This window comes from Nocardia sp. CA-084685 (assembly GCF_050955785.1).
Classification (GTDB): Bacteria; Actinomycetota; Actinomycetes; order Mycobacteriales; family Mycobacteriaceae; genus Nocardia.
Map to the genome: position 1 here is coordinate 8670720 of NZ_CP192094.1, position 24418 is coordinate 8695137.

28 protein-coding genes are annotated in these 24418 nt (G+C 65.3%); 6 read left to right on the plus strand and 22 right to left on the minus strand.

Annotation, left to right across the window (positions count from 1 at the left end):
* Nucleotides 1-120: 120 nt before the first annotated feature.
* The gene (locus tag ACQP2U_RS37990; protein ID WP_062983746.1) at nt 121-330 is read left to right on the plus strand and encodes a BldC family transcriptional regulator; all 210 of its coding nucleotides are present in this window, start codon (nt 121-123) and stop codon (nt 328-330) included.
* 128 nt (nt 331-458) lie between these two features.
* Entirely contained in the window at nt 459-656 is a 198-nt protein-coding gene (locus ACQP2U_RS37995; RefSeq protein ID WP_433711961.1) for a hypothetical protein, read from the plus strand.
* A gap of 109 nt (nt 657-765) precedes the next feature.
* On the opposite strand, the gene ACQP2U_RS38000 is transcribed toward ACQP2U_RS37995, so the two are convergent.
* Genes ACQP2U_RS38000 through ACQP2U_RS38015 form a run of 4 tightly spaced genes read right to left on the minus strand, consistent with a single transcriptional unit; the run spans nt 766 to nt 2099 of the window.
* Complete coding sequence (locus tag ACQP2U_RS38000) at nt 766-984, minus strand: PIN domain-containing protein (protein ID WP_433711962.1); 219 nt, start codon at nt 982-984, stop codon at nt 766-768.
* On the minus strand, nt 974-1207 hold the full coding sequence (locus ACQP2U_RS38005) for a hypothetical protein (protein WP_433711963.1): 234 nt from the start codon (nt 1205-1207) through the stop codon (nt 974-976). Before ACQP2U_RS38005 ends, ACQP2U_RS38000 begins: the two co-directional genes overlap by 11 nt.
* Nucleotides 1200-1445, minus strand: coding sequence for a hypothetical protein (locus ACQP2U_RS38010; RefSeq protein WP_433711964.1), 246 nt, complete (start codon nt 1443-1445; stop codon nt 1200-1202). Before ACQP2U_RS38010 ends, ACQP2U_RS38005 begins: the two co-directional genes overlap by 8 nt.
* Before the next feature lie 33 nt (nt 1446-1478).
* Nucleotides 1479-2099: a hypothetical protein gene (locus ACQP2U_RS38015; protein WP_433711965.1), complete on the minus strand. Its 621-nt coding sequence runs from the start codon at nt 2097-2099 to the stop codon at nt 1479-1481.
* A 290-nt stretch (nt 2100-2389) separates the two neighbouring features.
* On the opposite strand from ACQP2U_RS38015, the gene lppU reads away from it, so the two are divergent.
* The gene (gene lppU, locus ACQP2U_RS38020) at nt 2390-3052 is read left to right on the plus strand and encodes an LppU family putative lipoprotein (protein WP_433711966.1); all 663 of its coding nucleotides are present in this window, start codon (nt 2390-2392) and stop codon (nt 3050-3052) included.
* Nucleotides 3053-4880: 1828 nt separating this feature from the next.
* On the opposite strand, the gene ACQP2U_RS38025 is transcribed toward lppU, so the two are convergent.
* The 8 genes from ACQP2U_RS38025 to hemL form a co-directional block, all read right to left on the minus strand.
* Complete coding sequence (locus tag ACQP2U_RS38025; protein ID WP_433711967.1) at nt 4881-5906, minus strand: MspA family porin; 1026 nt, start codon at nt 5904-5906, stop codon at nt 4881-4883.
* 345 nt (nt 5907-6251) lie between these two features.
* Entirely contained in the window at nt 6252-7220 is a 969-nt protein-coding gene (gene ccsB / locus ACQP2U_RS38030; RefSeq protein ID WP_433711968.1) for a c-type cytochrome biogenesis protein CcsB, read from the minus strand.
* A gap of 2 nt (nt 7221-7222) precedes the next feature.
* Nucleotides 7223-8860, minus strand: coding sequence for a cytochrome c biogenesis protein ResB (gene resB, locus ACQP2U_RS38035; protein WP_433711970.1), 1638 nt, complete (start codon nt 8858-8860; stop codon nt 7223-7225).
* Nucleotides 8857-9693 carry a cytochrome c biogenesis CcdA family protein gene (locus ACQP2U_RS38040; RefSeq protein ID WP_433711971.1) on the minus strand — a complete coding sequence of 279 codons (837 nt, stop codon included), beginning with the start codon at nt 9691-9693 and terminating at the stop codon, nt 8857-8859. Before ACQP2U_RS38040 ends, resB begins: the two co-directional genes overlap by 4 nt.
* Nucleotides 9693-9902, minus strand: coding sequence for a hypothetical protein (locus ACQP2U_RS38045; protein ID WP_397033480.1), 210 nt, complete (start codon nt 9900-9902; stop codon nt 9693-9695). The genes ACQP2U_RS38040 and ACQP2U_RS38045 overlap by 1 nt, the downstream gene beginning before the upstream one ends.
* Before the next feature lie 62 nt (nt 9903-9964).
* Nucleotides 9965-10588 (minus strand): TlpA disulfide reductase family protein, encoded by a 624-nt coding sequence (locus ACQP2U_RS38050; RefSeq protein WP_397033482.1) that lies wholly within the window; start codon nt 10586-10588, stop codon nt 9965-9967.
* Entirely contained in the window at nt 10585-11202 is a 618-nt protein-coding gene (locus ACQP2U_RS38055; protein WP_433716720.1) for a histidine phosphatase family protein, read from the minus strand. The genes ACQP2U_RS38050 and ACQP2U_RS38055 overlap by 4 nt, the downstream gene beginning before the upstream one ends.
* Before the next feature lie 302 nt (nt 11203-11504).
* Nucleotides 11505-12842 carry a glutamate-1-semialdehyde 2,1-aminomutase gene (gene hemL, locus ACQP2U_RS38060; RefSeq protein ID WP_433711972.1) on the minus strand — a complete coding sequence of 446 codons (1338 nt, stop codon included), beginning with the start codon at nt 12840-12842 and terminating at the stop codon, nt 11505-11507.
* A 190-nt stretch (nt 12843-13032) separates the two neighbouring features.
* Here hemL and ACQP2U_RS38065 point away from each other — a divergent pair, with 190 nt between their 5' ends.
* The gene (locus ACQP2U_RS38065; protein ID WP_433711974.1) at nt 13033-13413 is read left to right on the plus strand and encodes a hypothetical protein; all 381 of its coding nucleotides are present in this window, start codon (nt 13033-13035) and stop codon (nt 13411-13413) included.
* A 7-nt stretch (nt 13414-13420) separates the two neighbouring features.
* Here ACQP2U_RS38065 and ACQP2U_RS38070 read toward each other — a convergent pair whose 3' ends face one another.
* The 5 genes from ACQP2U_RS38070 to hemB form a co-directional block, all read right to left on the minus strand.
* Complete coding sequence (locus tag ACQP2U_RS38070) at nt 13421-13624, minus strand: hypothetical protein (RefSeq protein ID WP_433711975.1); 204 nt, start codon at nt 13622-13624, stop codon at nt 13421-13423.
* Nucleotides 13625-14018: 394 nt separating this feature from the next.
* Nucleotides 14019-14285 carry a hypothetical protein gene (locus ACQP2U_RS38075; protein ID WP_433711976.1) on the minus strand — a complete coding sequence of 89 codons (267 nt, stop codon included), beginning with the start codon at nt 14283-14285 and terminating at the stop codon, nt 14019-14021.
* Nucleotides 14282-14818, minus strand: a complete 537-nt coding sequence (locus ACQP2U_RS38080) for a hypothetical protein (RefSeq protein ID WP_433711978.1) — start codon at nt 14816-14818, stop codon at nt 14282-14284. The genes ACQP2U_RS38075 and ACQP2U_RS38080 overlap by 4 nt, the downstream gene beginning before the upstream one ends.
* Nucleotides 14819-15150: 332 nt before the next feature.
* Nucleotides 15151-15561, minus strand: a complete 411-nt coding sequence (locus ACQP2U_RS38085; protein WP_433711979.1) for a hypothetical protein — start codon at nt 15559-15561, stop codon at nt 15151-15153.
* 764 nt (nt 15562-16325) lie between these two features.
* Nucleotides 16326-17303, minus strand: coding sequence for a porphobilinogen synthase (gene hemB / locus ACQP2U_RS38090; protein WP_433711980.1), 978 nt, complete (start codon nt 17301-17303; stop codon nt 16326-16328).
* Between the two features lie 215 nt (nt 17304-17518).
* Between hemB and ACQP2U_RS38095 the strand changes: the two genes are divergently transcribed.
* The gene (locus ACQP2U_RS38095) at nt 17519-18019 is read left to right on the plus strand and encodes a tetratricopeptide repeat protein (protein ID WP_433711981.1); all 501 of its coding nucleotides are present in this window, start codon (nt 17519-17521) and stop codon (nt 18017-18019) included.
* Between the two features lie 323 nt (nt 18020-18342).
* The gene (locus ACQP2U_RS38100; protein WP_433711983.1) at nt 18343-18621 is read left to right on the plus strand and encodes a hypothetical protein; all 279 of its coding nucleotides are present in this window, start codon (nt 18343-18345) and stop codon (nt 18619-18621) included.
* A gap of 225 nt (nt 18622-18846) precedes the next feature.
* On the opposite strand, the gene ACQP2U_RS38105 is transcribed toward ACQP2U_RS38100, so the two are convergent.
* The 5 genes from ACQP2U_RS38105 to ACQP2U_RS38125 all read right to left on the minus strand — a co-directional run bounded on the left by ACQP2U_RS38105 (nt 18847) and on the right by ACQP2U_RS38125 (nt 24393).
* Entirely contained in the window at nt 18847-20409 is a 1563-nt protein-coding gene (locus tag ACQP2U_RS38105) for a uroporphyrinogen-III synthase (protein WP_433711985.1), read from the minus strand.
* Between the two features lie 73 nt (nt 20410-20482).
* Nucleotides 20483-21520 carry a hydroxymethylbilane synthase gene (hemC, locus tag ACQP2U_RS38110; RefSeq protein WP_433711986.1) on the minus strand — a complete coding sequence of 346 codons (1038 nt, stop codon included), beginning with the start codon at nt 21518-21520 and terminating at the stop codon, nt 20483-20485.
* The gene (locus tag ACQP2U_RS38115) at nt 21517-22986 is read right to left on the minus strand and encodes a glutamyl-tRNA reductase (protein ID WP_433711987.1); all 1470 of its coding nucleotides are present in this window, start codon (nt 22984-22986) and stop codon (nt 21517-21519) included. Before ACQP2U_RS38115 ends, hemC begins: the two co-directional genes overlap by 4 nt.
* 73 nt (nt 22987-23059) lie before the next feature.
* Nucleotides 23060-23881, minus strand: coding sequence for a redox-sensing transcriptional repressor Rex (locus ACQP2U_RS38120; protein WP_433711989.1), 822 nt, complete (start codon nt 23879-23881; stop codon nt 23060-23062).
* Nucleotides 23882-24132: 251 nt separating this feature from the next.
* Nucleotides 24133-24393 (minus strand): glutaredoxin family protein, encoded by a 261-nt coding sequence (locus ACQP2U_RS38125; protein ID WP_063045342.1) that lies wholly within the window; start codon nt 24391-24393, stop codon nt 24133-24135.
* Nucleotides 24394-24418: the final 25 nt, after the last annotated feature.

Consider the following 24418-nt stretch of genomic DNA (forward strand, 5'->3'; position numbering starts at 1 on the left):
CGTATCCGTTTTGTCTATTACTTCCCCTTTACCAACTGTAGGTGGTTCGAGTACCTAGGGGTTGCAGTGCGACGATGGCGCCATCTGATGAGGGAACTGTCGAGAACGGAGAGGTTTGCTATGACTGCGATCACCGTCGGCGGCCAGGACACCCTGCTGACACCCGGCCAAGTAGCCGCCATGTTCCACGTCGATCCAAAGACCGTAACCCGCTGGGCGCACGCCGGGCGCCTGGGCTCGCTGCGCACCCCGGGTGGGCACCGCCGGTTCCGCGAATCCGAAGTACTCCAACTGCTGAAGTCGCTGACCACCGAGGCCACCGCGCGCTGATCATGGTCCGCGGGCCCGTAGCTGTGAGTTCGATCTCCCTGTCTAGGGGCCCGCGCCCCACCAATTTCGTGTCTGCGGTGTGCGAAGGCTACGCACGCGACTACCCTCGTTAGCAGGAGGTGAGCGACGTGACGTACCTGTTGGCACTCATCGCGGTCGTGGCAGTCGCGGTGTTGTGCTGGAAGGCGTTCGGCCCCGAGAAGACAGCCGGACCGCCCACGCATTCACCGCAACGCAAACGAATCATGGGGCCTGACGACGACCCCGAATTCCTCTGGCGCATTTCGCGTCAGCATCGTGACGGTGACGGGTCTGCCGAGCGCTGAATGGACTGTGCCTGGTTCGCCAGGTGTTTCCGGCAGGCGAACGCGACTCCCTCAGCCGCGCAACCATATTGACCCGGGCGTCATTTTTGCTGCGCACATGATGGGATTGCTAGCGCCGACGCCTGCTCAGTTTCTCTTCGCCCGGCACGAGGTCGAAAGCACCACAATGCTTCGGAACCACTTGACGAAAATGGCGGTGATCGAGTGTCGAAATCCTTGTGATCCCCAGGCGTTCCGCGACCGCAATAACAGATGCGTCAGCCGCGCCGAGAGGGAAGTCGCCGTACTGGACGACCAGATCAGCCATGCGCGCATAGTCAGCGGGCATAAGTGGGCTCGACCCGAAGCTCTTCAGCTGCCAACGAGCGGAGGAACGCCGCCTCGGACTGCGCGCCGAGCTTGGCGAGCATGCAGCAGACTTCGGTGACGACGATCGCCGGGACGATTAATGGGCCCGGCTCTTCGCTCAGTACCACGAAACAAGCGTCATGCTCACTATCGTGCTTGTTGGCGACCGCCAGCATGGCCCAGTTTCGCAAATGATCACTCACGACCACCGAGGTCGCGCCACAGCATTTCCTGGGATGTGGAAGCGAAGTCAGGCTCGGCCTCGACGGTCCCCGCAAACGAGAGACGCCGCCGAGGCACAGCTGCCGCTTCTCGATCCGCGGCCGACCGACCATGGCTGGCAACCAAGCGGAATACAACCGGCCGCAGATCCTCCTGTTCCTCTTCGGTCAACAGGCCGACGAGGTCGTGGAAATTCATGTCATCGAAGGCCGCCGTCATGATCCTCAGCGTACCGTTCGGCGCTTCAACCGATCACGGCTCGCCGTTGATGACAGCCATCAGGGCGTCCATGAAGGACTGCCCGCCCATGATGTAACCGCCGGCGATCGCGCCGATTACCGCGCCGATCGGACCGGTGATGATGCTGAAGAAGAAGACGCCGACGATGGCGCCGATGATGAGGCCGAGGACGCCACCGAGGACCACGCCGACGATGTTCTTGTTGATTTCGTCGGTCAGTCGGGCCATGGAATTGACCGGCTGCATCTCGCCGATGTTCTTGGCGCTCAATTTCGGTGTGAGAGCGAGGGTTCGGCCGTTATCGGAGATCGTCTGATCGACCGCGACCTTCGTGCCGGAGAGCTCGTAGGTCAAGGGGACTTCCGTCACGACAGCGCCGGAATCGGACTTCAGCAAGACCTTGGTGCCGTTGTCGGCGAGTTCGAACTTGCCGCTGTCCACCTCGGTGGTGAGAACGCGGTCCCGGTGCCCGTCCGAGATTTCGGAAGCCACTGTGTGGTAGCCGATTCCCTGCTCGACGCCGGAGGCCGACACCTCTTTGGCAACTTCCGCTGGCTTCGCATTCGCGGTTCCCGCCGCGATTCCCACAGCGGCGATGGACACGAGGGTGACGGCGAACGTGCCGAACTTCATCAAGGTTTCCTTCTGACAAGCACCGGCCCCGGTAGCCGGTTGACGCGTCTAGCGCCACGTAGCTTGTTGCCCCGCACGACATTTGGAAACCCCAAACGGCCATTGTTATTCGATTGTTACCGCATCATCCGACCTATGATCATTTCACACAAGTATCCTTTTTATCCTCGAAAATACGCAACTCGACGCGCACGCACCTGATGGTGTAGGCATGACGTGATCTCTCACCATTGCAACTTTCAACTTCGTATCTCGGCGGCGAGTTCGAACAGCCCTGGAGGACGTCACAGGTGTCGCGTCAACGTGTCCGTGCGGGTCTCACCTTGACGGTCTTCATAGCCGTAACCGCGTTGGCCGCAGCCGTAGTCGCGGTGGCGGCGATGTCGCTGAGCAACGACAGGTCGACCAGCAGCAGCCCCTCGCCCGCGGCTCAGAACGATGTCGCGCCGACCACCTCGCCGGAACCGTTCCCCGAACTGCCGCTGACCACCCCAGAGGCGCCACCGACCACCTCCGCCATCCGCAGCACCTTCGACAAGATCGCGCGCGGCCTGAAGATCGATATCGGTGACTGCATCGAGATCGGCGGCAGCGGCGACAACCCCACCCTCGGCAAGTCCGCTTGCGGCAGTGCGACCTCCAACTACAAGGTCATCGACAAGGCGCCCGAAAACGCCGGCTGCCCCACCGACGCCGACCGCGCCCTCAACGACACCCTGCGCGGCATCAACCGCGCCGCGCTCTGCCTGGACATCGACTGGGTAATCGGCGGCTGCATGGACCCGAACAAAGACAACCCCAAACGCCTCGACTGCAACACAAAAGGCGTCCCCAACGCCGTCCGCGTTATGGACATCAAACAAAACACCACGAACGTGAACATCTGCTCCTCCAGCGACAGCGGAATCGTCTATCAACAACGCCAATTCGTAGTCTGCGTCCACCGCTTGTAGCGATAGCCGGGCGCTCGGCAACACCGGAAGCCCCTGCGCCTCAAGGATTCCCGATTACTTGCGCGTCCGGCAGGTTACCTCTCTAGCGTGAGCCGGAGATTGTCGAGCAGCGCGCGCCAAGCCCGTCCCCATTGGGAACCGCTCGCGGTGCCGCCCGTCGTCCTGCGGCTCGCGCAGCGCGTCCTCAGACAGCACGGTAGGACCCACCGCGAGAGCTTGCGGACCGGTTCGCCCACGGGCGGAAGGCTGAGCAAAGTTTGATTGGCGAACAGCACGGCGACCGCCTCCATCCTTCGACGCCCCCCGGTTCGGTGGCCAGGGGCGTAACGACCCTCGGTGAGCAGCACCGACAAGCGGCGAACCCGGGTGACAGCACCCACCTGGCACGGGTGCGTACAGCACGACGGGTACCGAGCGGCCAGTTCTGCCACGGAACCCGACCACCACGAGCGACGCCATCGTCTACATCGCCAGGATCGCCGTTATGTCACGCCGACGTGCCCGCATCGACACAATTCGACGGCGCTCACTTAAAACAGGAAAGATAATCTTCTATAAATATGCTCGGTCCGGCCGAATCACCTGGTAGCCAGCGGTAAACTGTTGTTGATGCCTTCCGCGGTACCAAATGAAGTCTTGTTCGTCCCGGTCGATGCTGTAGCTGTCGGCCAGCCTGAATGCGCGTTCCTGTCGGGATGCATCATGTACTTCACCAAGTAACGAATCGCGTGCCGCAAAGTAGATTCGGCACGTAACGCACTCGCAGCCCCGGTCCGGTAGCTCGGCAGCGCGGCCTACTACGCGGACCCAGTAAAGCTCGTGTAAGGAAGCAAAATGTCTAGCAAGATCGTTAAAACCCTAGCCGCAACTATTATTGCCGCGCCCCTACTCGTCTTCGCGGCGCCCGCAGCCACTGCCGATTCGACTGCCGCGGCGTCTCCGTCGTCCTCCACCGCTCCGGTCGACGGATCATTCGGTTCAGCTACGTGGTGCTTCCCCCTCGGTAGTGTCGTCTGGTGCATCTGAGTGAGCAGCTGACAACTCCGGTGTTGACTGTGCGACTGCCGAGATTCGAGTGAACTCCCGGTAGAGCAGTGATTGCTGAGATCAATTGCTATACCAGGGAGTTCATTTGTCATCATCGCGTATTGCGCGAAATCGCGATGAGCAACCATCAGATTATCGAGTAGCCGAACGCCTCCAGGTGCAAATTCTGCAATCCCATGCTTGCGCGGTATAAGATTTTCACGCAAATTCAGCGCCGAAACTATGTAACGCATATCGCGCAATGCAACCGCTTTGAATAGCTGAAGTCGAACACTCGATTCAGCTCGATATCACCGACCTCGACCCGATAAGTCAGCCTAATCAGTTGATGTGTAACCTGTGCCCGCCGCAGACGTAGCGCGAATAATCCCATGGCCTGTTCGGTTTCGCACATGAATTTGAGGGCTACGCATCGCCCACCAGCCATCCGCCCGCTGTTGTGGCCCATCCGTCGGCCAAGCACCCCACCACCGCAGCGCTGTACCCATAGCTCGCCCGGTAGCTACGTGCCCGAAATCGCTGCCCGCCCACTCGATTTGCCTACCGCCCTGAGCGCGCCCTGCCGCGCGAGCTGAGCCACCAGAGGTAGCGCACCGAGGAAGACCCATTTACCAGAGCCTTTAGCCGATGTGGACGATTCCGGCGTCGGGTGCGGGCTGAGATGCTGCGCACTCTCCGCGTACCGGCTAGGAGCCTGCTGAATTCGAGGGGGTTTCGGGGACGGGAGGAACGCTGACAAGGCCGTCTTGTGTGGCGATTCCGGGTCAGATTCCTAATCGGATCAAAAGGTGAACTGGCTGCCGTAGGCGGAGGTCTGCACCGTCTCCACCGCGGTACTCACCGTGGCGGTGATGAACGGGACCGCCGATACCGGTGAGGCACACTGGCCGACGTTCAACGCGGCATTGTTGACAATGAAGTGGTACGGAAACACCGTGTTGTTGTCCAGGTTGGTCGTCACTGTCGTGACGGTGGTGATTTGCCCCGGCGCCAAGGTGGCTTCCAGGACCTGCGCCAAGCCCAGGGTCCCGCCGACGGTCGGTCCGAGGCTCGCGCTGGGGACCGAGGCACTCGGGGTTGTGGCCTCAACGCTGGGGGTTGTGACCTCAACGCTCGGGGTTGTGGCCTCAACGCTCGGGGTTGTGAGGTCAACGCTCGGAGTGGAGGTGGTAGCGGCGCTCTGGGAAGTGGTAGCGGGAATCTGGGAAGTGGTGGCAGCGCTCGCGGAAGTGGTAACGGGACTCCGGCGAGTAGCGGCGGCGCTCGGGGACGTGGTAACGGGACTCGGGCGACTAGCGGCGGCGCTCGGGGACGTGGTAACGGGACTCGGGGAAGTGGTAACCGGACTCCGGGAAGTGCTGGTGGCAGGCGTCGATGTTGGCGCCGGCGTCAGCGCCGTATTCGGCAGTGTGGCGGCAATGTTCGACTGGCTGAATTCGGGGGAAATACTGGCCAACAGCCCTTGATTCGGATCGATTCCGATGGTGAACCCGTTGTCCACATTGAGCGCGCAGCCGAGGAGAAACCCTGCGACGGCCTGTCCGGACGTTATTCCATCGCCCTCCACATTCAGCGTGTAGTCACCGGATAGCTGCGCGGCATGCGCGAACGTCATGAGGAAGTTCGGCATCCGGTCGCCCGGCGGGTCCACTTTGACGTTCTCCACCGATGTCGTCACATGAACCCCGGCACCAGCTACATCCGCACCGGGCGGTTGGGCGTGGCTCGGCTCGGCGCCGGGCCACACAACCACAGCCAGCACGGCCGCGACCACACCGGTCGCAATAACAACTAATCGAGGTCGCATATCTGATCCCGTTCCGAATCGGATGTACACCAGCGGCGGCCAAATCGCATGAACAGACCCACGTAGCTAATATTTGGCAAGCATAGGTGGGATACCGGCCCGGCTCGTTCAGGCTGCGGGGCGTGTCGCGCACCGCTCAGGGCCCAGCCATAGATTTGCCGATTCGGCAAATGTGCAGCTCGAACTGCTGAGGCGAATCATCGACAGCTCCTGCGAGCAGCAATGACACGGCGGTCTCGGGACTGTCGTGAGCAAACAGCTGTCAGCGATGCCGACGGGCTCCCTCAACTCGATCAGGTAGGCGAGCAGCGGCTCTGCTGCCAAGGCGTTTCCGCAGTTCAAGCACTAGTTCAGCCCCGCATACGAGTGCAAACCGCTGATCACGATATTGATGATGAAGAGGTTGAAGAGCATCGCGACGAAGCCGGCGACGTTGATGTACGCGGCTTTGGTGTCGCGCCAACCGGATGTGGCGCGGGCGTGGAGGTAGGCGGCGTACAACACCCAGGCTATGAAGGAGCAAGTTTCCTTCGGGTCCCAGCCCCAGAAGCGGCCCCAGGCGGCTTCGGCCCAAATGGCACCGAGGATTACGCCGGCGCCGAAGAGGGGGAAGCCGATGATGGTGGTCTTGTAGGCGAGGCGGTCGAGGGTGCGGGCATCGGGAAGGCGGCGGGCGATGGTGCCGAGGATGTTGTCGGATTCGGCGCCTTCCGGCTGGCGCAGGCGATAGAGGAACAGCAGGCTGGCGATGCCGGAGACGAGGAAGACGCCGCTGCCGATACTCACGATGGTGACGTGGATGGGCAGCCAGAACGACTTCAGTGCGGGCACGACGGGTGCCGCGTCGGCGTAGAGCACGGTGCCGGCAAGGAACAGCAGGATCAGAATCGGGACGAGCAGGAAGACCCACATCGAGCGGTAGCGCTGTTCGCGCAGGAACACCATGCCGACCACCGCGGCCGCAGCGGTTGCCATGGTGACGAATTCATACATGTTGCCGAGCGGGAAGCGGTGGGTCGCGAAGCCGCGCAACACGATCGAGGTCACATGCAGGACGATGGCGACGAACAGCACCGAGAACGCCATATTGCCAGCGCGTTCGGCGAACGGTTTGGCCTGCGGCGGCTCGACCCGGCCGGGCCCGGCCGGGCGATCGGAACCACCACCCGCGGTCACCAGTTCACGCGCGACGACCTTCTGCGTGCGCGCCGCCGCGTACTGCACGATCAGCAGCACCAGCACCAGCGCGTACACGACGATCGCCGATTTGAAGGCGAGATCGCTGTACTGGGCGATGGTCTCGTCGATCGGCATGGTCACTCTCCCGTGGCGGATCGGTCATCGAGCAGGCGTTTGCGCAGGCGATCGAATTCGCTGCCCCAGCCCGCCTGATCGGTTCTGGCGAGCCCGCCCATCTCTACTACAGTGCGTCGTTTGTCAACGGTACCTGCTTCGCCATCGGCCGGGTAGCCGCGGATCCAGACGCGTCGCCGCTTCACCAGCAGCGACACCAGCAACCCGGCCATCATGGCCAGCGCACTCACCAGCACCCACTGCTGCGCCGGATCGTGCGATACCTGCAGATTCACGAATTCCTGCGCGCCGTCGAAGGTGACCTTGGTGCCATTCGGCAGCGTCGTCGACTCGCCGGGACGCAGGTTGACCCTGGCCTCCTTGGTCAGTCGCCCCTGCTTGACCTGTTCGGGATCCAGCGCGAACAGCGACTGCGGCTTACCGGTATCGAGACCGGTGTCGCCGCGATAGATGTCCACCGCGACGGCCGGATCGTTCATCGTCGGGAACGACGAGGTGAGCAGGCTCCCGTGCAATAGCGCGGTCGGCGCGAACAGGCCCTCGATGGCGATCTGGTTCTTGCGGCGCTCTTCGTCGGTCGCGTACATGCCACCGGGCGGATCGATCCGCAGCACACCGCTGGACAGGAAGGTCTGCGCATTATCGGGCCGCCACTGCACCGATTCGGTTCGGGTCCGCCCGTTCGGGAAGGTCACGGTGAACGTCGGCGCGAAACCGTGACCCTGCAGGTACAACCGGTCCCCCGCGACGCGCAGCGGATGGTTCACCTGGATCTGCGCATCGCGCCAGGTGTCGCTCTGCAGATCGCCTCCGGCCTGATATTCGATATGCGAGGTGAACATCTCGGCCTGGCCGTTCTGCAGATAGTCGGCGTTGAAGTCCTTGACGCGTACGCACAATGGCGTCATACCGGTGCCGTCGTTGATATTGCCCGCCTTGAACGAGTCGAAGACGGCGGGCGAGGTTGTGCAGAAGCCGGGACCGTTGTTCGCGATGACGATCACGCTGCCCTCGTAACCGAACAACTTGCCGACCGCGATCGCGACGAGCAGCCCGACCAGGGCCAGGTGGAAGACGAGGTTGCCGAGTTCCCGGGTGTACCCCTTCTCCGCGGAGAGGGTTATCTCACCGTCGCGAGTGCCTTCGCGCACCTCCGTCCGCCAGCCGCGCAACTCCTTGCGCGCATGCTCGAGCACGACATCCGGGGTGCCGTCGATCGTCTCGGAGTAATGGTGCGGCAGCCGCGACAGGTTGCGCGGCACTCGAACCGGCGGCGTGCGCAGTGCGCGATAGTGGTCGAGACAGCGCGGCAGAATGCAACCGACGAGCGAAATGAACAGCAGCGCATAGATTGCGGTGAACCAGAAGCTGGAGAACACGTCGAACAGCTGGAACCGGTCCATCCACGGCCCGAGCGTCGGGCGGTCGGCGATGTACTGATCGACCTTGCCCTCGTTGAGATTTCGCTGCGGCAGCAGTGCACCCGGGATCGCGCCCAAGGCAAGCAGGAACAGCAGCACCAGAGCGGTACGCATACTGGTCAGCCCACGCCAGGCATTGCGCACGAGCGCCCAGGCACGCCCGAGCAGGGACTGCTTCGGCGGCGTCACCGGCGCCTCGGGTTTGTCGAGCACGGTCATATCGGCAGGGTCACCTCGGAAACGAATGCGTCGCGCACCCAGGCCACGAACTGGTCCCACGCGCCGGTGACCAGCGCGATCCCGACCGCGACGAGCAATATGCCCCCGATGATCTGAATGGTGCGCGAATTGCGCCGCAGCCAACCGACCCCGCGCAACGCGCTCGCCGACCCGAAGGCCAGGATCACGAACGGCAGGCCGAGGCCGAGGCAGTAGGCGACGATCAGCGCCACTCCACGCACGGCCGTCGTACCCTCGGTCCCGGCCGAAACCGCCATCACCCCGGACAGCGTCGGCCCGAGACACGGCGTCCAACCGAGCGCGAAGACCGCACCGAGCAGCGGAGCGCCCAGAATACCGGTGAGCCTGCGCGGCTCCATCCGGGTATCGCGCTGCAACGCGGGGACCAGACCGATGAACACCAGACCCATCAGGATGGTGACCACACCGCCGACCCGTTGCAGCAGTTCTCGATTCACGTTCAAGGTCTGGATGACGCCGAAAACCGTTGCGGTGGCGAGCACGAACACCACGGTGAAGCCCGCGACGAACAGACCGGCCGCACCGGCCACTCGGATCCGACCCGTACCTGCCGCAGCCCTATCCACCGAAACCGCTGTGCCACCAAGGCTTTTGGCCTGCGCAGCGGTGGCGGGCGGCGCTTCGGCGCCGACCAGCCCGGCCAGATAGGACAGGTAACCCGGTACCAGCGGCACCACACACGGCGAAGCGAACGAGACCAGTCCGGCCAGTACGCACGCACCGAGCGCCAATAACAGCGGCCCCGTCGCCGCCGTCTGCTGGAACGAATCACCAACTGCGGCAAGCACCATCAGTCGGACTCCACCGGGGGTCGATCAGCTCGCTCGGGCACCGGTGCGGCTTCCGGTGCGAAGTCCATCATGGAATCGGCTGCGGCGCTGCGCGGTACGGCGGCAACGCCGACCCACCGGTCATCGACCGTCCAGACACCGCGAACGAGACGGGCGGCCTGCCGCGGGCGACAGGCACGCGGGCTACGAGTACGGCGATCGCGATTCACGATTGCACCTTCCTACCGCTCGCTATCGAGCGGGACGTAATTACGGCATGGGGCCGAACGAGTCACTGCGAACCTTCCGCCGCAATGCGTTCGACAACTGGTTGGAGGTCTTCCGCCAAGAGCGAGCGGAGGAAGACAGCGGCGACCCGATGTTGCCGATCCAGCACCAGCGTGGTGGGAATGACACTGGTCGGGAAGTTGCCGCCGAGCGCGAGCAGGGTGCGCATGGACGGGTCGTAGACGGACGGATAACCGACCTTGTTGTCGACGACGAAGTCCTGCGCCTTGTCCTGCTGGAAATCACGGACATTGATGCCGAGAAAGACGACGCCCCTGTCCTTGGTTGCCTCGTAGACCTTTTCGAGCGCGGGCGCCTCGGCGCGGCACGGCCCGCACCACTGCCCCCACAGATTGAGCACGACTACCTTGTCCGGGAAGTCGGCGACCGAAGTGGTCTTGCCCGAGGTCATCAGATCCGGCCCGGCGAGCTTGCCGATGGTGCCACGCGCGGCGGGCGGATCATAGAAAATATCGGTTTTGCCGCCGGGCGAGACGAATTCGAACGTTCCGCCGGAGGCCACCGCATCCTTCCCGGTCGAACAACCCACGAGCGCGGCGACCAGGGCCACGCACGAGAGCAGGACCGGCGCGAAACGCCGGGCCGACGGCCGGGAAGAAGTTCTCATGCGCCGTGCACCGCGGGATCCGAACCGCCGGCGGGCTCGGAGTAGACGATGTCGACGAGGGTGTCGCCCTGGTAGACCAGCGAGGTCAGCGAGGCGAGCGAGCACTGCCGGTGCCGCGGATCGTGCCAGAGCCGCTGCCCCTGCAGGAACCGCCGAAGCGTCCAGACCGGCAACTGATGCGAAACCAGCACCGCCTCGTGCCCGGCCGCCTCGACCCTGGCCTTATTGACCGCGGCCAGCATGCGGTGCGCGATCTGCAGATACGGTTCGCCCCAGGACGGGGTGAACGGATCGCGCAGCTTCCACCAGTGCCTCGGCTTGCGCAGCGCACCGTCACCGACCGAAACCCGCAGACCCTCGAAAGTATTACCGGCCTCGATCAGGTTCTCGTCGGTGCGCACGAGCAGCCCGTGCTGGCGCGCGATCGGCTCGGCGGTCTCCTGCGCACGCTGCAGCGGCGAGGCGATCACCAGTGCGATGTCGTGATCGGCCAGCGACCGCGCGACCGCACCGGCCTGCGACCGACCGGTCACCGACAGGCTGAACCCGGGCAGGCGACCGTAGAGAATGCCATTCGGGTTGTGTACCTCGCCGTGTCGCAGCACATGCACGATGGTCTCGACTGAATCGTCATCGACCGCGTGGACCGACTCCGCACCGCGCGGACGGGTGACGGTGCCGGAGGTACGCGGCGACGCGACGGCGACAGACTCTTCGGTCTCGTCGGAATCAGGCCGGCCGACGGCCTCGGCGGTGACACCGGATGCGGCAGCGTCGCCGGGCTGCGCGGCAAGGCCGGATTCGACGATAGCGCTCGACTGCTCGGACGCACCGGCATGGGACGCGACAGTGGCTTCCGCGTTGTCGACGGCGATATCTGGTAGTTCGCGCATTTCTGAATCTGGCTGGTCGGAACTCACGCGCGGGATCCTTCGGGGGTGGCGGCCGCGGCCGCATGTGCGGCGGCGGGCAGGGCAGCGGCGATACGGTCGAATGCGTCCTCGTCGAGCGCCGCGGAGACGAACCATGCCTCGAACGCGCTCGGCGGCGCGTACACACCGCCGTCGAGCAGTGCGTGGAAGAAGGCGGGGAAACGCCAGGTCTGGCTGGCTTTGGCGGTGGCGTAGTCGGTGACCGGACGGTCGGCGAAGAACACGCTCACCATATTGCCCGCGAACTGGACCTGATGCTCGACCCCCGCGGCACCGAGTGCCTCGGTGAACAAGCCGCCCAGTCGCTCGGCATTGCGATCGAGCGCCGCGTACACCGCGTCATCGGCGGCACGCAGCGAAGCGAGCCCAGCGGCGACGGCGACCGGGTTCCCGGACAGGGTGCCCGCCTGATACACCGGACCAAGCGGCGCAAGGTGATTCATGATCTCGGCGCGCCCGCCGAATGCGGCGGCAGGCAAACCACCGCTCATCACCTTGCCGAAGGTGTAGAGATCACCGGCGACACCGTCGCGGCCGAACCAGCCGGACCGGCTCACCCGGAATCCGGTCATCACCTCGTCCATGATCAGCAGCGCGCCGGCTTCGGCGGTCAGCTTGCGCAGGCCCTCGTTGAACCCGGGCAGCGGCGCGACCGCACCCATATTGCCCGCGGCCGCCTCGGTGATCACACAGGCGATTTCACCCGGATGCGCGGCGAGTGCGGCGGCAACGGCATCGATGTCGTTGTACGGCAGCACGATGGTGTCGCCGGCCTGCGCGCCGGTGACACCCGGGGAGGTCGGCAGGCCGAGCGTCGCAACACCGGAACCGGCATCAGCGAGCAAAGCGTCCACATGGCCGTGGTAGCAACCGGAAAACTTGATGATCTTGGCGCGACCGGTGTAGCCGCGGGCCAATCGGACCGCGCTCATGGTCGCCTCGGTGCCGGAGTTGACCAGGCGGACCCGATCGACCGGCGCCACCCGTTCGGCGATCAACTCGGCCAGTTCGATCTCGGCCTCGGTCGGCGCGCCGAAGGATAGTCCGCCGACGGCCGCGCGCTGCACCGCCTCGACCACCTCGGGATGCGCGTGGCCGAGGATCATCGGCCCCCAGGAACACACCAGGTCGACATATTCGTTGCCGTCGACATCGGTAAGGGTGTAGCCCTTGGCCGATGCGATGAATCGTGGTGTGCCGCCGACGGACTTGAAGGCCCGCACCGGCGAATTCACACCACCCGGAATCACCGAAGCGGCCCGGTCGAAGAGCTGAGCCGAGACCGGCACCGATGCCCTGGTCGCGCGCGGAGAAGAACTCACGACGTCCAGTGTCTCAGCCCGATGGGAACGAGTCGACGACAGGGTGTAGTCGAGTGACGCAGACCGCACGCACTGCAGCCTCTTCAGTGCAACACGCCGATCATGGTTGGGGCCGATATCGGTCGCCGACCGATTACTGATGCGTAATCTCGGTGGGTCTTCGCACCATCTAGCCCATCGGGAGGGTCCAATGCGGTTCGCCGTCATCAGCGCCACGCTCTTCGCCGCGCTCACCGCCGCCGTCGCCTTCGGCGCCGGGACCGCGGCCGCCGCGGATCCGGTCAGCCAGCCCGACCGGATCGGGCTGCATCTGAATCACGAGGAGACCGCGGCCCTCGGCGATGGACCAGTGCCCGCATTGATCACCATGGTGGTGCCGCTCAACCGGATCGGCGCCGGACTCGAGAGCGACACCGAGATCTACCGCGACGAGAACGGCGGAGTGCACGCCTCATTGCGCGAGGTCATCATGGAGGCGGCCAGCCATCCCGACGGCACCGTCACCCTGTACCTCAATGCGCCGGGCACGAAGGACGGCCGCACGCTCGACATTTATCAGAGCTGGAATTAGCGGGAACTCAGGTGTACATGCACGGCGCCGAAGCCGAGATGGTGTGCAGCTGGCACATGAAGTTGTTGTACACACCCGCCGAACCCGAATCGGGCACGAAGATCGGCGCGAGTTGGGACACCTCGGTCTGAGTGTCGGTCTGGGCGGCAGGCTCCAGCGGCAGTCCCGGCGCGGCCCATGCGGGCGCCGCCCCGATCGCGGCTGCCACCACGACCGCAGCGCACACTTTCCCGGCAAAACGAATCACAAGCATTTCTCCCAGTCGACACCATTCGGATACCGGCCGAAAGCAAAACGGCCACAACAGTATTCACTGAATGCCGACCGATGCACCTTGCGGCTGCGGCACTTGCACGGTAGTGCAGTCGCCGCCGATGCGCCAGGGCACGTCTCGTACCGGCCGTTGCGCCCGAGCGTGATACGGCGCTACGCGGTGACGCCGATGCAGAACAAGGCGAAGCCGGTTGTCAGCAGACATGCCAACGGGACAGGCAGCAGATTGAGTAGCGAAAACGATGGGATTGTAGGCATCATGCCCGCGATCATCCCGCAAAATTCGCGCCCGAACAGGCGCGGCGATCTGGATCGCCGGTGATTGCCCTGATTCAGCGCGAACCCGCGGCACGCACCGTGCGCGCGACGGCATCGATCGCGAGCGCACCAGCCACCATCATCAGGAAAGTGGCCAGCACCAACCACGGCGCACTGTAGCGGGTGGAGTCGAAGCCGGGCACCTCACCCGACGGCGCGAAGGTGGTGGTGATCAGCCCGTTGCGCCAGCTCACCACCGCGAGGACCGCACACCCGAGCGCGAGCGTCAATTCGACCAATGCCGCAAGCATCCGATCACCGATCGCGATCAAGCGCGTCAACGCTCCGCTCCGTTCTCGCTGTCTTCGATTTCCGCGGTCCGCGTGGACGGATCGACTTCGGTCCCGCCGAGTGCTTCGGTGAGCGCGGCCCGCAATCCGCGGTGGTCCTTCGCCCACGCCTGCACCAGTTCACCACCGATGAGCCGCAGCCCGATCCCCTTGCGTCGGCGTGGCACTCCACTCAGTTCGCCGAGCGAACGCGCCGATTCCCAGTCCTCATCATCCCAGGAGTCCTCGTCCCGCTCCGGCAGCACCGCGTCGATGGACGCCAGCGGCAGAGCCTCGGTGCCCTCGCGCAGCGTCTCGGGGGTCAACTCGACGCTCACGTGCCGCTGCCCCGCGATCACCTGCAGGACAACGAAACCCGCGATCAGCGCGGCACAGAAAATGAGGGCGAACCAGTGCACCTGGTCAGCGGTCACCAATTCCAGAATCAACACGATCAGGCACAACAACGGCCCGTAGGCCACGGAACGCCAGCGCGCGCCCGGTTCGGCGAACAAGATGGTCGCGCCAGCTCCAGAAGCCGTCACAACATGCCCCCGGTCGCGCCGAGCGCGGCGACGGGAATCGACATCCGGCTCCTGATCAGCCGACCGCGCCGGGCAACAGCAGCACGGCGACGGTGACCAATGCGAACAGGACCAGCAGGCTCAGCACGAGCAGATCTCGTCGAATGCTCTGCGGCTGTTGGATCACCACTCGCATCGATGCCTCCGATCTCCCGGAGCCATCTGCTCGACTTACTTACAAAACGTAAGACAACGCGTAACAAATGACTTCCGGTTCCCATGTCCTCTGTGACAACCCTCACGATACATGCTGCCGATTTCTTGACAAACTCGCGGACCACTCCAGCCGCCGTTCACCTGCGATTCATCTGGAAGTACGCGGTCGAGTCCGGACGATGACTCAGATACACCGCACCCGCCGCCAGCACGCCCTGCACGATCGCCGCACCACCGGCCAGCAGTGAGGCCGCTCCGGTCACCGCTTCCAGCGCGAACAGCGTGCCCACCGCGACCAACACGAGCCAGACGCCGACGGCATTCAGCAGCGTGCGCGCCCATAGCTTTCCACGCACGAGCTGGTGCACGAACAACAAAGCGAATGCGGCCAGCGCCAACCCGAGCACCACGGCGACCACAAAGGCCAACGAAACCATCAGCTCGGCATTGGCCATCGTGAAATTCGGATCGCTGACATGCACCTGGTCGAACATCTTCTGCGCGAAATCCTTGCGCTGCTGAAACGCCGCGACGACCGACCCGATCATCTGCAGAACGCCGAACCCGATTACGCCCCACCACAATTGCCGCGCCGTCCGAATATCCTCCGGCGGTTCTGGCCGCAGCCGCGGCGGCCCGACAATTGGCCCGCTCGGGTACGGTCCCGGTGGATACATCCCAGGCGGGTACGGCATAGGTGGATACGCCCCCGGCGGAATCGCACCCTGTGGCTGCGGCCCAGGCGGATACGCTCTCGCGGAACCAGGGCCGTACGGATCCGCCTCCGCCGGATCGTGCGGGTGCACCCCCGGACCGGGCGGATGCATTCGAGCCGGACCCGAACCGTGCGGATCCGCTCCCATCGGCCTCGGACCGGGCGGGTTCGAATCAGGCTCCCCATGCCCGGCCGATCCGGCATCCTGCGAGGACCCAGCACCCTGCGGCCTAGACGGATACGTCCCGGCCGAATGCGCACCCTCGGGAGGTGACGCAGCACGATCGATCCCCGGCGCATCCACTCCGGGCCCGGGCGCATCGGCGCCCTGCGACAACGCCTCACCCGACTCAGCACCTCGCAGCCCGGACCGATACGTCCCAGCCGAGAGCGCACCCTCCGGAACGGACTCCGCAGGATCGAGCCCGGGAGCATCCGCCCCTTGCGGATTCGCACCGGGCGACTTCGCCCGGCCCGACGCACGCTCCGGCGAATTCGAACCACCCGGCTCGGAGGATGACTGCGGCGCCGACTCCGACTCCAAAGACTTCGGACTGCCGGACTCCGACTCCGGAGCCTCGGGTCTGGACGAATTCGTCACGACAGCCAGTGCGCGGCCTCGGTCGCCCAGTAGGTGAGCACCATATCCGCGCCGGCCCGGCGGATGCCGATCAGCGATTCCAGGATGGCGGCGCGGCGGTCGATCCAGCCGCGCTCGGCGGCGGCGGTGATCATCGCGTATTCGCCCGAGATCTGATACGCGGCGACCGGCACCGTCGAATGGTCGGCGACATCGCGCAGGATATCCAGATACGACATCGCGGGCTTGACCATCACGATGTCCGCGCCCTCGGCCAGATCCAACTGCAGTTCCCGGATCGCCTCGCGGCGATTCGCCGGATCCTGCTGGTAACTGCGCCGATCCCCTTCCAGCGAGGAGGCGACCGCCTCACGGAACGGACCGTAGAACGCCGAGGCGTACTTCGCCGCGTAAGCGAGGATGCCGGTATCGATGCGCCCGACCGCGTCCAGCCCGCGCCGGATCGCGCTGACCTGACCGTCCATCATGCCGCTGGTACCGAGCAGATCCGCACCGGCTTCGGCCTGCGCGAGCGCCATCTCCACGTACCGATGCAGGGTTGCGTCGTTATCGACGGCACCGTCCGCGGACAGCACGCCGCAGTGCCCGTGATCGGTGAATTCGTCCAGACAGGTATCGGCCATGACCACGGTCGAATCGCCGACCTCGTCCGCGAGTGCGCGCAGACCCCGGTTGAGAATCCCATCGGGATCGCTGGCTTTGCTGCCGGTGGCGTCCTTGTCCTCGGGCAGCGGCACACCGAAGAGCATGAGCCCGCCCACACCCGCGGTGACCGCCTCGACCGCCGCCTTGCGCAGCGAATCCATCGAATGCTGCTGCACGCCGGGCATGGAGCCGATCTCACGCGGCTCCTCCAGTCCATCGGCGACGAACATCGGCAGCACCAATTGCCGTGGCTCGAGAGTTGTTTCGGCCACGAGACGACGCAGGGCGGGGGTGCGGCGCAACCGCCGCGGGCGGTCCAATCCGGTCATAACCGCACGATACGCCCGGCGCGAATGCGAGTCGCAAGCGGCCGATCAGAGGACGCCACATCATCCACGTTAAGGATGTGTCGAGGCTTCGATAAGCCCGCTGCGCGACACTGCGGACCACCCGGTGGTCGCCGGTGATTTACCGATGCTCGAAGAGTGCGGTGCGAGGGGCGGATGATGGTGGGGAGTGGCCGGTCTTGTTCCAGGAGTACGTGATGACCGAATTCGCGATGCCACCGCGGCGACCCACCGATTGGGAGGGTCTACGCAGACTGGCGCGCGGCGGGGATCCGGGGGTGATTCTGCAGTTGGCGCAGCGGCTATCCGAGGCGGGTGACACGGCCGAGGCCGAGCAATGGTTCCGACGCGCAGCCGCTCACGGCAGCGGACCGGCCATGGCGGGCCTAGGCGCATTGCTCGCCGCCGATGGCCGGATCTCGGATGCGATTCGCTGGCTCGAGTTCGCGATCGCGGCGGGTTGTCCAGGGGCGGATCAGCAGTTGGGCACGTTGTATTTGGAACGCGGGAATCTCGACGCCGCCGAGCTGTGGTTCCTGCCAGCGGCCGAGGACGGGCTGCCGGAAGCGCTGTGCAATATGGGCGTTGTCGCGAGTCGTCGCGGTGTCGACAATGAGGCGCGGCACTGGTACGAGCGCGCGGTGCGCGCCGGAAGCGCAACGGCCATGCGCACTCTCACAGCCGAGCAGACCATCTGACCGCAGGGCACCGCATTGCACAGCCGAGCGCCGCATCGCACAGCCGAGCACACCATCTCGCCGCAGGGCACTGCATCGCACAGCTGAGCACCGCATCGCACTGCCGGGCACACCATCTCGCCGCCGAGTACCACCCGTCTCACAGGCGGGCACCCCATACCCCGAGGTGCCCGGCTCGAACGCAGGGTACCGGAATCACCGCAGTTGACCGCAGCGTCCGAAAGCCCTTGTGAGCGGGCGTTTTTGTCGGTGGGTGGGAGTAAAATCGAAGGTGTGTTCGAGGGGATCGCTCCGGTTCCCGATCGCGACGGGAGGACGCCAACGTGCCAAACACCGCACCGAAGTCGAAGGTTATTGATCGGCCCTATGTTCCGCTGCAGAAGCGGCCGCTGCCCGCCGGGCGACCGCGCAAGTGGTACATCTCGCACAATCGGCGGCTCAAGGCCATGCGGCTGACCATCGCCCTGCTGGACTCCGGCATCTATCTGCCGAGCCAGGCCAGTAACGAAAGGATCCGGCGCACAGCCGAACTCATCGAAATCCGCCCGCCGTCCGACACCACCTGCCGGTTGGTGCGGACCCTGATGCGCTACAGCCGCTGACCAACGGAGCTCGGCGGTTGCGGCGGCTCCGGTTGTGCGGCGAGGGGCCGCCGCTAGCGACTGCTTGCAGGTCGCTCGAAAAGATCAGCTAGCGACTGCTTGCAGGTCGCTCGAAAAGATCAGCTAGCGACTGCTTGCAGGTCGCTCGAAAAGATCAGCTAGCGACTGCTTGCAGGTCGCGTGGAAAGCCTGCCCTCGCCGCCCAACCAGGTATGCCACGGATATCTAGCGGCTGCGGCGGCTCTTCTTGCGCGGCGGGGGCAGCAGACCCTCGGCGCGCAGTCGAGCCGCGTGCTCGGCCAGCGCCTCGACCAGCGGGCCGACCTGGGCGACCTCCGGCTGCACATCCACGCGCAGCCCGAATTCGATGGCCGTCTCGGCGGTCTTCGGGCCGATGCACGCAACGATGGTGCGCGCATGCGGTTTACCCGCGATACCGACCAAATTGCGGACCGTGGAGGACGAAGTGAACAGCACCGCGTCGAAGCCACCGGTCTTGATCATCTCGCGGGTCTCCGCGGGCGGCGGCGAGGCGCGCACGGTGCGGTAGGCCGTTACGTCATCGATTTCCCAGCCGCGGTCGCGCAGGCCTTCGGCCAGGGTTTCGGTGGCAATGTCCGCGCGCGGCAACAGGACTCGGTTCACCGGGTCGAAAACATCGTCGTAGGGCGGGAAGTCGGCGAGCAGACCCTCGGAGGACTGTTCGCCGCTCGGCACCAGCTCCGGGTTGATGCCGAACGAGCGCACCTTATCCGCGGTGGCTTCACCGACGCAGGCGATCTTCACACCGGAGAAGGCCCGTGCGTCCAGACCGAATTCGGCGAACTTCTCCCAAACCGCTCGCACCGCATTGGTGGAGGTGAACACCACCCACTGGTAGCGACCGTCGACCAGCCCCTTGACCGCGCGCTCCATCTGCGCCGGACTGCGCGGCGGCTCCACCGCGATGGTCGGCACCTCCATCGGGATGGCGCCATGGGTGACCAGCCGCTCGCTCATCTCGGCGGCCTGATCCTTGGTGCGCGGCACCAGCACAGTCCAGCCGTACAGTGCCCGCGACTCCCACCACGACATCTTCGACCGCTGTGCGACCACCTTGCCGATCGTCACCACCAGCGGGCCAACCAATTCGGAGGCCGCGCTATTGAGCGTGGCCAGGGTGGCCTCGATGGTGCGCTGCTGGCGGGTGGTGCCGCGCACCGTCACCGCGACCGGGGTCTGCGGCGCCATACCGTGTTCGACCAGTGCACTCGCGGTTTCGGCCAGATGACCCGAGGTCGCCGACAGCACCAGCGGTCCGGGCGCGGCGGCCAGTGCGGCCCAATCGACCTCACCGCGCACATCGGCCTCGGTGTGTCCGGAGCCGAGCGCGATACCGGCGAAACTCGGCACCGCGGAACCATTGGGCAGCCCCGGCAGCACCTCGAAGACCATATGCGAGCGCGTCACCGCATTGACCTCGGCGATCACCGAATCGGTGGTCAGCGGATCACCCGCGACTACCCGGACCACGTCGTGGCCACTTCGGGCCTCGGCGATCAGCGTCTTGGCCACCTCAGCGGGATCGCCGAGCGCGGGCCGTACGTCCACCGGACGCTCACCGTCCTCGCCCGGTTCGACCGCGATACCGATCAGGGCGAGTACGCCCTTGTCGACATCGGGATCGGTGAATGCCAATGTCGCCCGCGCCAGCACCTCGCGCGCACGCACTGTCAGCAGTGCCGCGTCGCCGGGCCCCGACCCGACAAACAGGATCCGACCTGGATGCTTCTTGTGCGCTCGGCTCATGCCCGTACCTCGCTAGCGCTCGGCACGGGCATGCCCGAAGGCGCTGTGCTCTTGATTCGCTCGCTGCGCTCGCTCATTGGTTTTTCTCCATTGGGCTGGAATTGGAAAAGTCAGTGCGCGGGTTATCCGCTGCTTCCGGCGTGCTGAGCAACTCACGGGCGCCCAGATCGAGCAGTTCCCTGGCCAACTCGCGGCCGAGCTCCGCGGCGCGCTCCGGAGCGCCGACCACGGAGGCTCGCAATACATCGGAGCCGTCGACGGCCGCCGCGCAACCGCGCAGCGAGAGTTCATCGACAATTCTGCCGTCATCGTCGAGTGATTCGACGACCTCGGCGATCGCGCCGATCGGCACGGTGCAACCCGCCTCCAGTTCGGCCAGCAGCGACCGTTCGGCAATGACGGACGCACGGGTCGCGGCGTCGTCTAGTTCGTCGGTCAGCACCTTGATCAGTTCGCTGTCTTCGGTGCGGCATTCGACCGCCAACGCACCCTGTGCGGGCGCGGGCAACATCTGCACCGGCTCGAGCGCCTCGGTGACCACGTCGAGCCGACCGATTCTGGCCAGTCCGGCCCTGGCCACCACAACCGCGTCCAACTCGCCCTCGCTGACCTTGCGCAGCCGGGTGTCGAGATTGCCGCGCAGCGGCACGATGTCCAAGCCGAGTCCGAGGGCACGCAGCTGGGCCGCACGGCGCGGCGCCGAGGTGCCGACCTTGGCGCCGGCAGGCAGTTCACCGAGTACCAGACCGTCGCGCGCGACCAGTGCGTCGCGCGGATCCTCGCGCGGCGGGATCGCGGCAATGGTGAAACGCGGATCCTGTGCGGTCGGCAGGTCTTTGTACGAATGCACCGCGATATCGATATTTCCGGCAGCTAGTTCGTCGCGCAGTGCCGAGGTGAAAACGCCCACACCGATCTGCTGCACCGGATCCGAGGACAGATCGCCCGGGGTCTTGACGACCACCAGCTCCGCCTCGTGTCCGGCCGCGATCAGGTTGTCGCGGATGGTGCCCGCCTGGGTGAGGGCGAGCAAACTGCCTCTGGTGCCTATCCGCCATGGCACGCGAATGCTGCCTGCGGTCACGTTTTCCTCTTCCTGCACGACTGTCATGCCGTCTGCCCCTGTTCTTCGCCGCGGTGTCCGGCGGTGAAGTCGTCGGCCAGCGCGATCTCGCTGCCGCCGACGATCGCTTGCGGGTCGACCGAAACATCGGCGAGGAAGCGAATCGCGGTGTGCTCGTCGCTGATCGAACTCAGCTCCATCGGAGCCGCAACCGCTTGCGCCGCACCGGGTTTGAGCTCGAACAATTCCCGCAGCGCCTCGGCATAGGTATCGCCGCCCGGGGTGGAGGCCAACTGTTTGACGCGCACCGTCGGCGCGTGGAGCAACTTGTCCACCACGCGCCGGACGGTGCGCGCCACCTCGTCACGTTCTGGATCGGCCAGTCCGGGCAGTCGGGAATCCAGGCGCAGCAATTCGGCCTCGACCACCTCGGCCGCGCGCTGGCGCAGGGCGGCGACGGTCGGGGTGACCTCCGCCATGCGCTGACCCGCAAGGTATTTCGCGAGTTCGTCGGCGACGATCGAGCGAGCGGCCGCGGTATCGTCGGCGGCCGCACCGGCCGCCGGATCGCGCTGCAATGTCTCGATATCGATAACGGTGACGCCGGGCAGTCCGGCAACGGCGTGTTCCACATCGCGCGGCAGACCGAGATCGCAGAACACCAGCGGCCGTTCCACCTGGCTGGCGCGCTCGCGTTCGGCGAGTGCGCGGTGGGTATCGGCCAGCGTCACCACCGCGCCGACCGCGCCGGTACAGGTGATGACGACATCGGCGGCCGCCATGGCTTCGGTCAGGCGCGACAGTTCCATCGAATGCGCCTCGACACCGTGACTGCGCGCGGTCGCGGCGAGCCGCTTGGCTCGGGACGACGTGCGATTCACCACGATGATGCGGCCGATGCCCGCCCGCGACAGATGCGCTACCGCGAGTCCGCCCATCGCCCCGGCTCCGAGCACCACGGCCGTCTGCCCGGCGAGCGGGCCGAGCACCTGCTGCGACCGATCCAGGGCGACCGAAACCACCGACGCACCGGCCCGGTCGATACCGGTCTCCGAATGCACCCGCTTGCCGACGCGCAGTGCGTGCTGTGCGAGTTCGTGCAGGGTTCGCCCGACGGCCTGCTGGGCATCGGCGGAGGCGTAGGCGCCGCGGATCTGGCTGAGCACCTGCTGCTCGCCGATCACCATCGAATCCAGGCCGCTGGCCACCGCGAACAGGTGTTCGGCGGCCGCCTCGCTGTAGCGGACATAGGCGTGCTTGGTCAGATCCGGCAGCGGCAGTCCGGAATGTTTGGTGAGCAGTTCGCCCACCTCGGCGAGACCGCCGTGGAAGGCGTCCACCACGGTGTACACCTCGACGCGATTGCAGGTGGAGACGATCATCGCCTCGGACACGTGGCTGGACGTGAGCAGTCGATCGATCAATTTCGGCCGGTCCGCATCGGTGATCGCGACCTTCTCCAGAATGGAGACGGGCGCGCTCCGATGCGAAATACCGACTAAAAGAATGCTCATGACCGCGCCTCGCTAGCGCTCGGCCCTGTCATGCGTATGGCGCGCTGGCACATGATTCGATCGCTGCGCTCTCTCATGGTGTAACCACCGATCCCTTGCTGGATGGCTCCGTTGCCGAATGCGAGGTCGTCGAGTGCTTGAGTGCCGGATGTCCGGCAGCAGTGTGCGCGGGCGCGCGGTGGGCGATGCGACCGGAAACGGCGTGCACTACCTCGGGCAGCGGCGGGGCATTGCGTGCGGTCTCGAACGACAGCATCTGCAACTCGACCGCCAGATCGACCCGGCGCACCTCCACCGTCTCCGGTGCGGTCAGCTCACACGGGGCAAAGCTCAGAATCGACTGCAACCCGGATGCGACCAGCAGATCGCAAACGTCCTGTGCCGCGTCGTCGGGCACCGCGAGCACCGCGATGGTCGGCTTCAACGCGTCGACCGCCGGTGCCAGATCGGCGACATCGCGCACCTCCAGACCGGCGACCGAGCGGCCGATCACCTCGGGATGGTTGTCGAACATGCCGACGACTGTGAACCCGCGCCGCCGGAACCCCCCGTAGCCCACCAGAGCCCGGCCCAGATTTCCCGCGCCGACCAGCACCACCCGATGTCCCTGCGACAGCCCGAGCACATCCTCGATCCTGGTACGCAACTTGGCGACGTCATAGCCGACACCCCGAACACCATTGGGGCCGAGGAACGAAAGGTCCTTGCGCAACTTGGCCGAATTGACACCCGCCGCGACAGCCAGTTCCTCACTCGATACGATGGCAACACCGTCGTCGGCCAACATGGCCAAGACCCGGAGATAGGTGGCCAACCGCGCCACGGTGGCCTGGGGGATGTCCTTCTGCAGAGCCCTGCCGGAGACGCCACTCGGCGCCTCATGCTGCTCTGTCACGTCGTCGGCTCCTCGTTCCGGCCTCCGGCGAGGTCCGGTTCGTCGTTCGACCTCGGGCTCGGGGCGGTCCGGTGCCATGGTCGAAGTATTCGGAATGCTGGGTTCATTACGCGGTGGATCCGCAGCCTCGGCGAGCGGGTCGCGTGCCACCACCGTAACCGCTTGTGCAGCCCTTCACAAAGTCGGTGAATTTGACCTCATTTTCCGCCGCGACCAGCAGCGCGGCGGAATCAGGCCGGATCAGCAATCCCTCAGCGAGTCAAGTCGGCCCGCAATCGGGGCTCGTCGACATCGAAATAGCTGTGTTCACGGCCGTCCAAAAGCACAACGGGAAGCCGATCGCCGTACTCCGCGCGCAGGCCAGGGTCGGTTCCGGCGGCTTCGTCGACATCGACGGTGGACGGCTCGATATCGAAATCGGCGCAGATCGCCCGGAGTTGCTCGAACGCGGTGACGCAGAGTCCGCAGCCCGATCTCGTCAGCAGTGTCACCGAATGTGTGGGATTGGTCATGGCCGATATTAAATCCCCTCGCCAC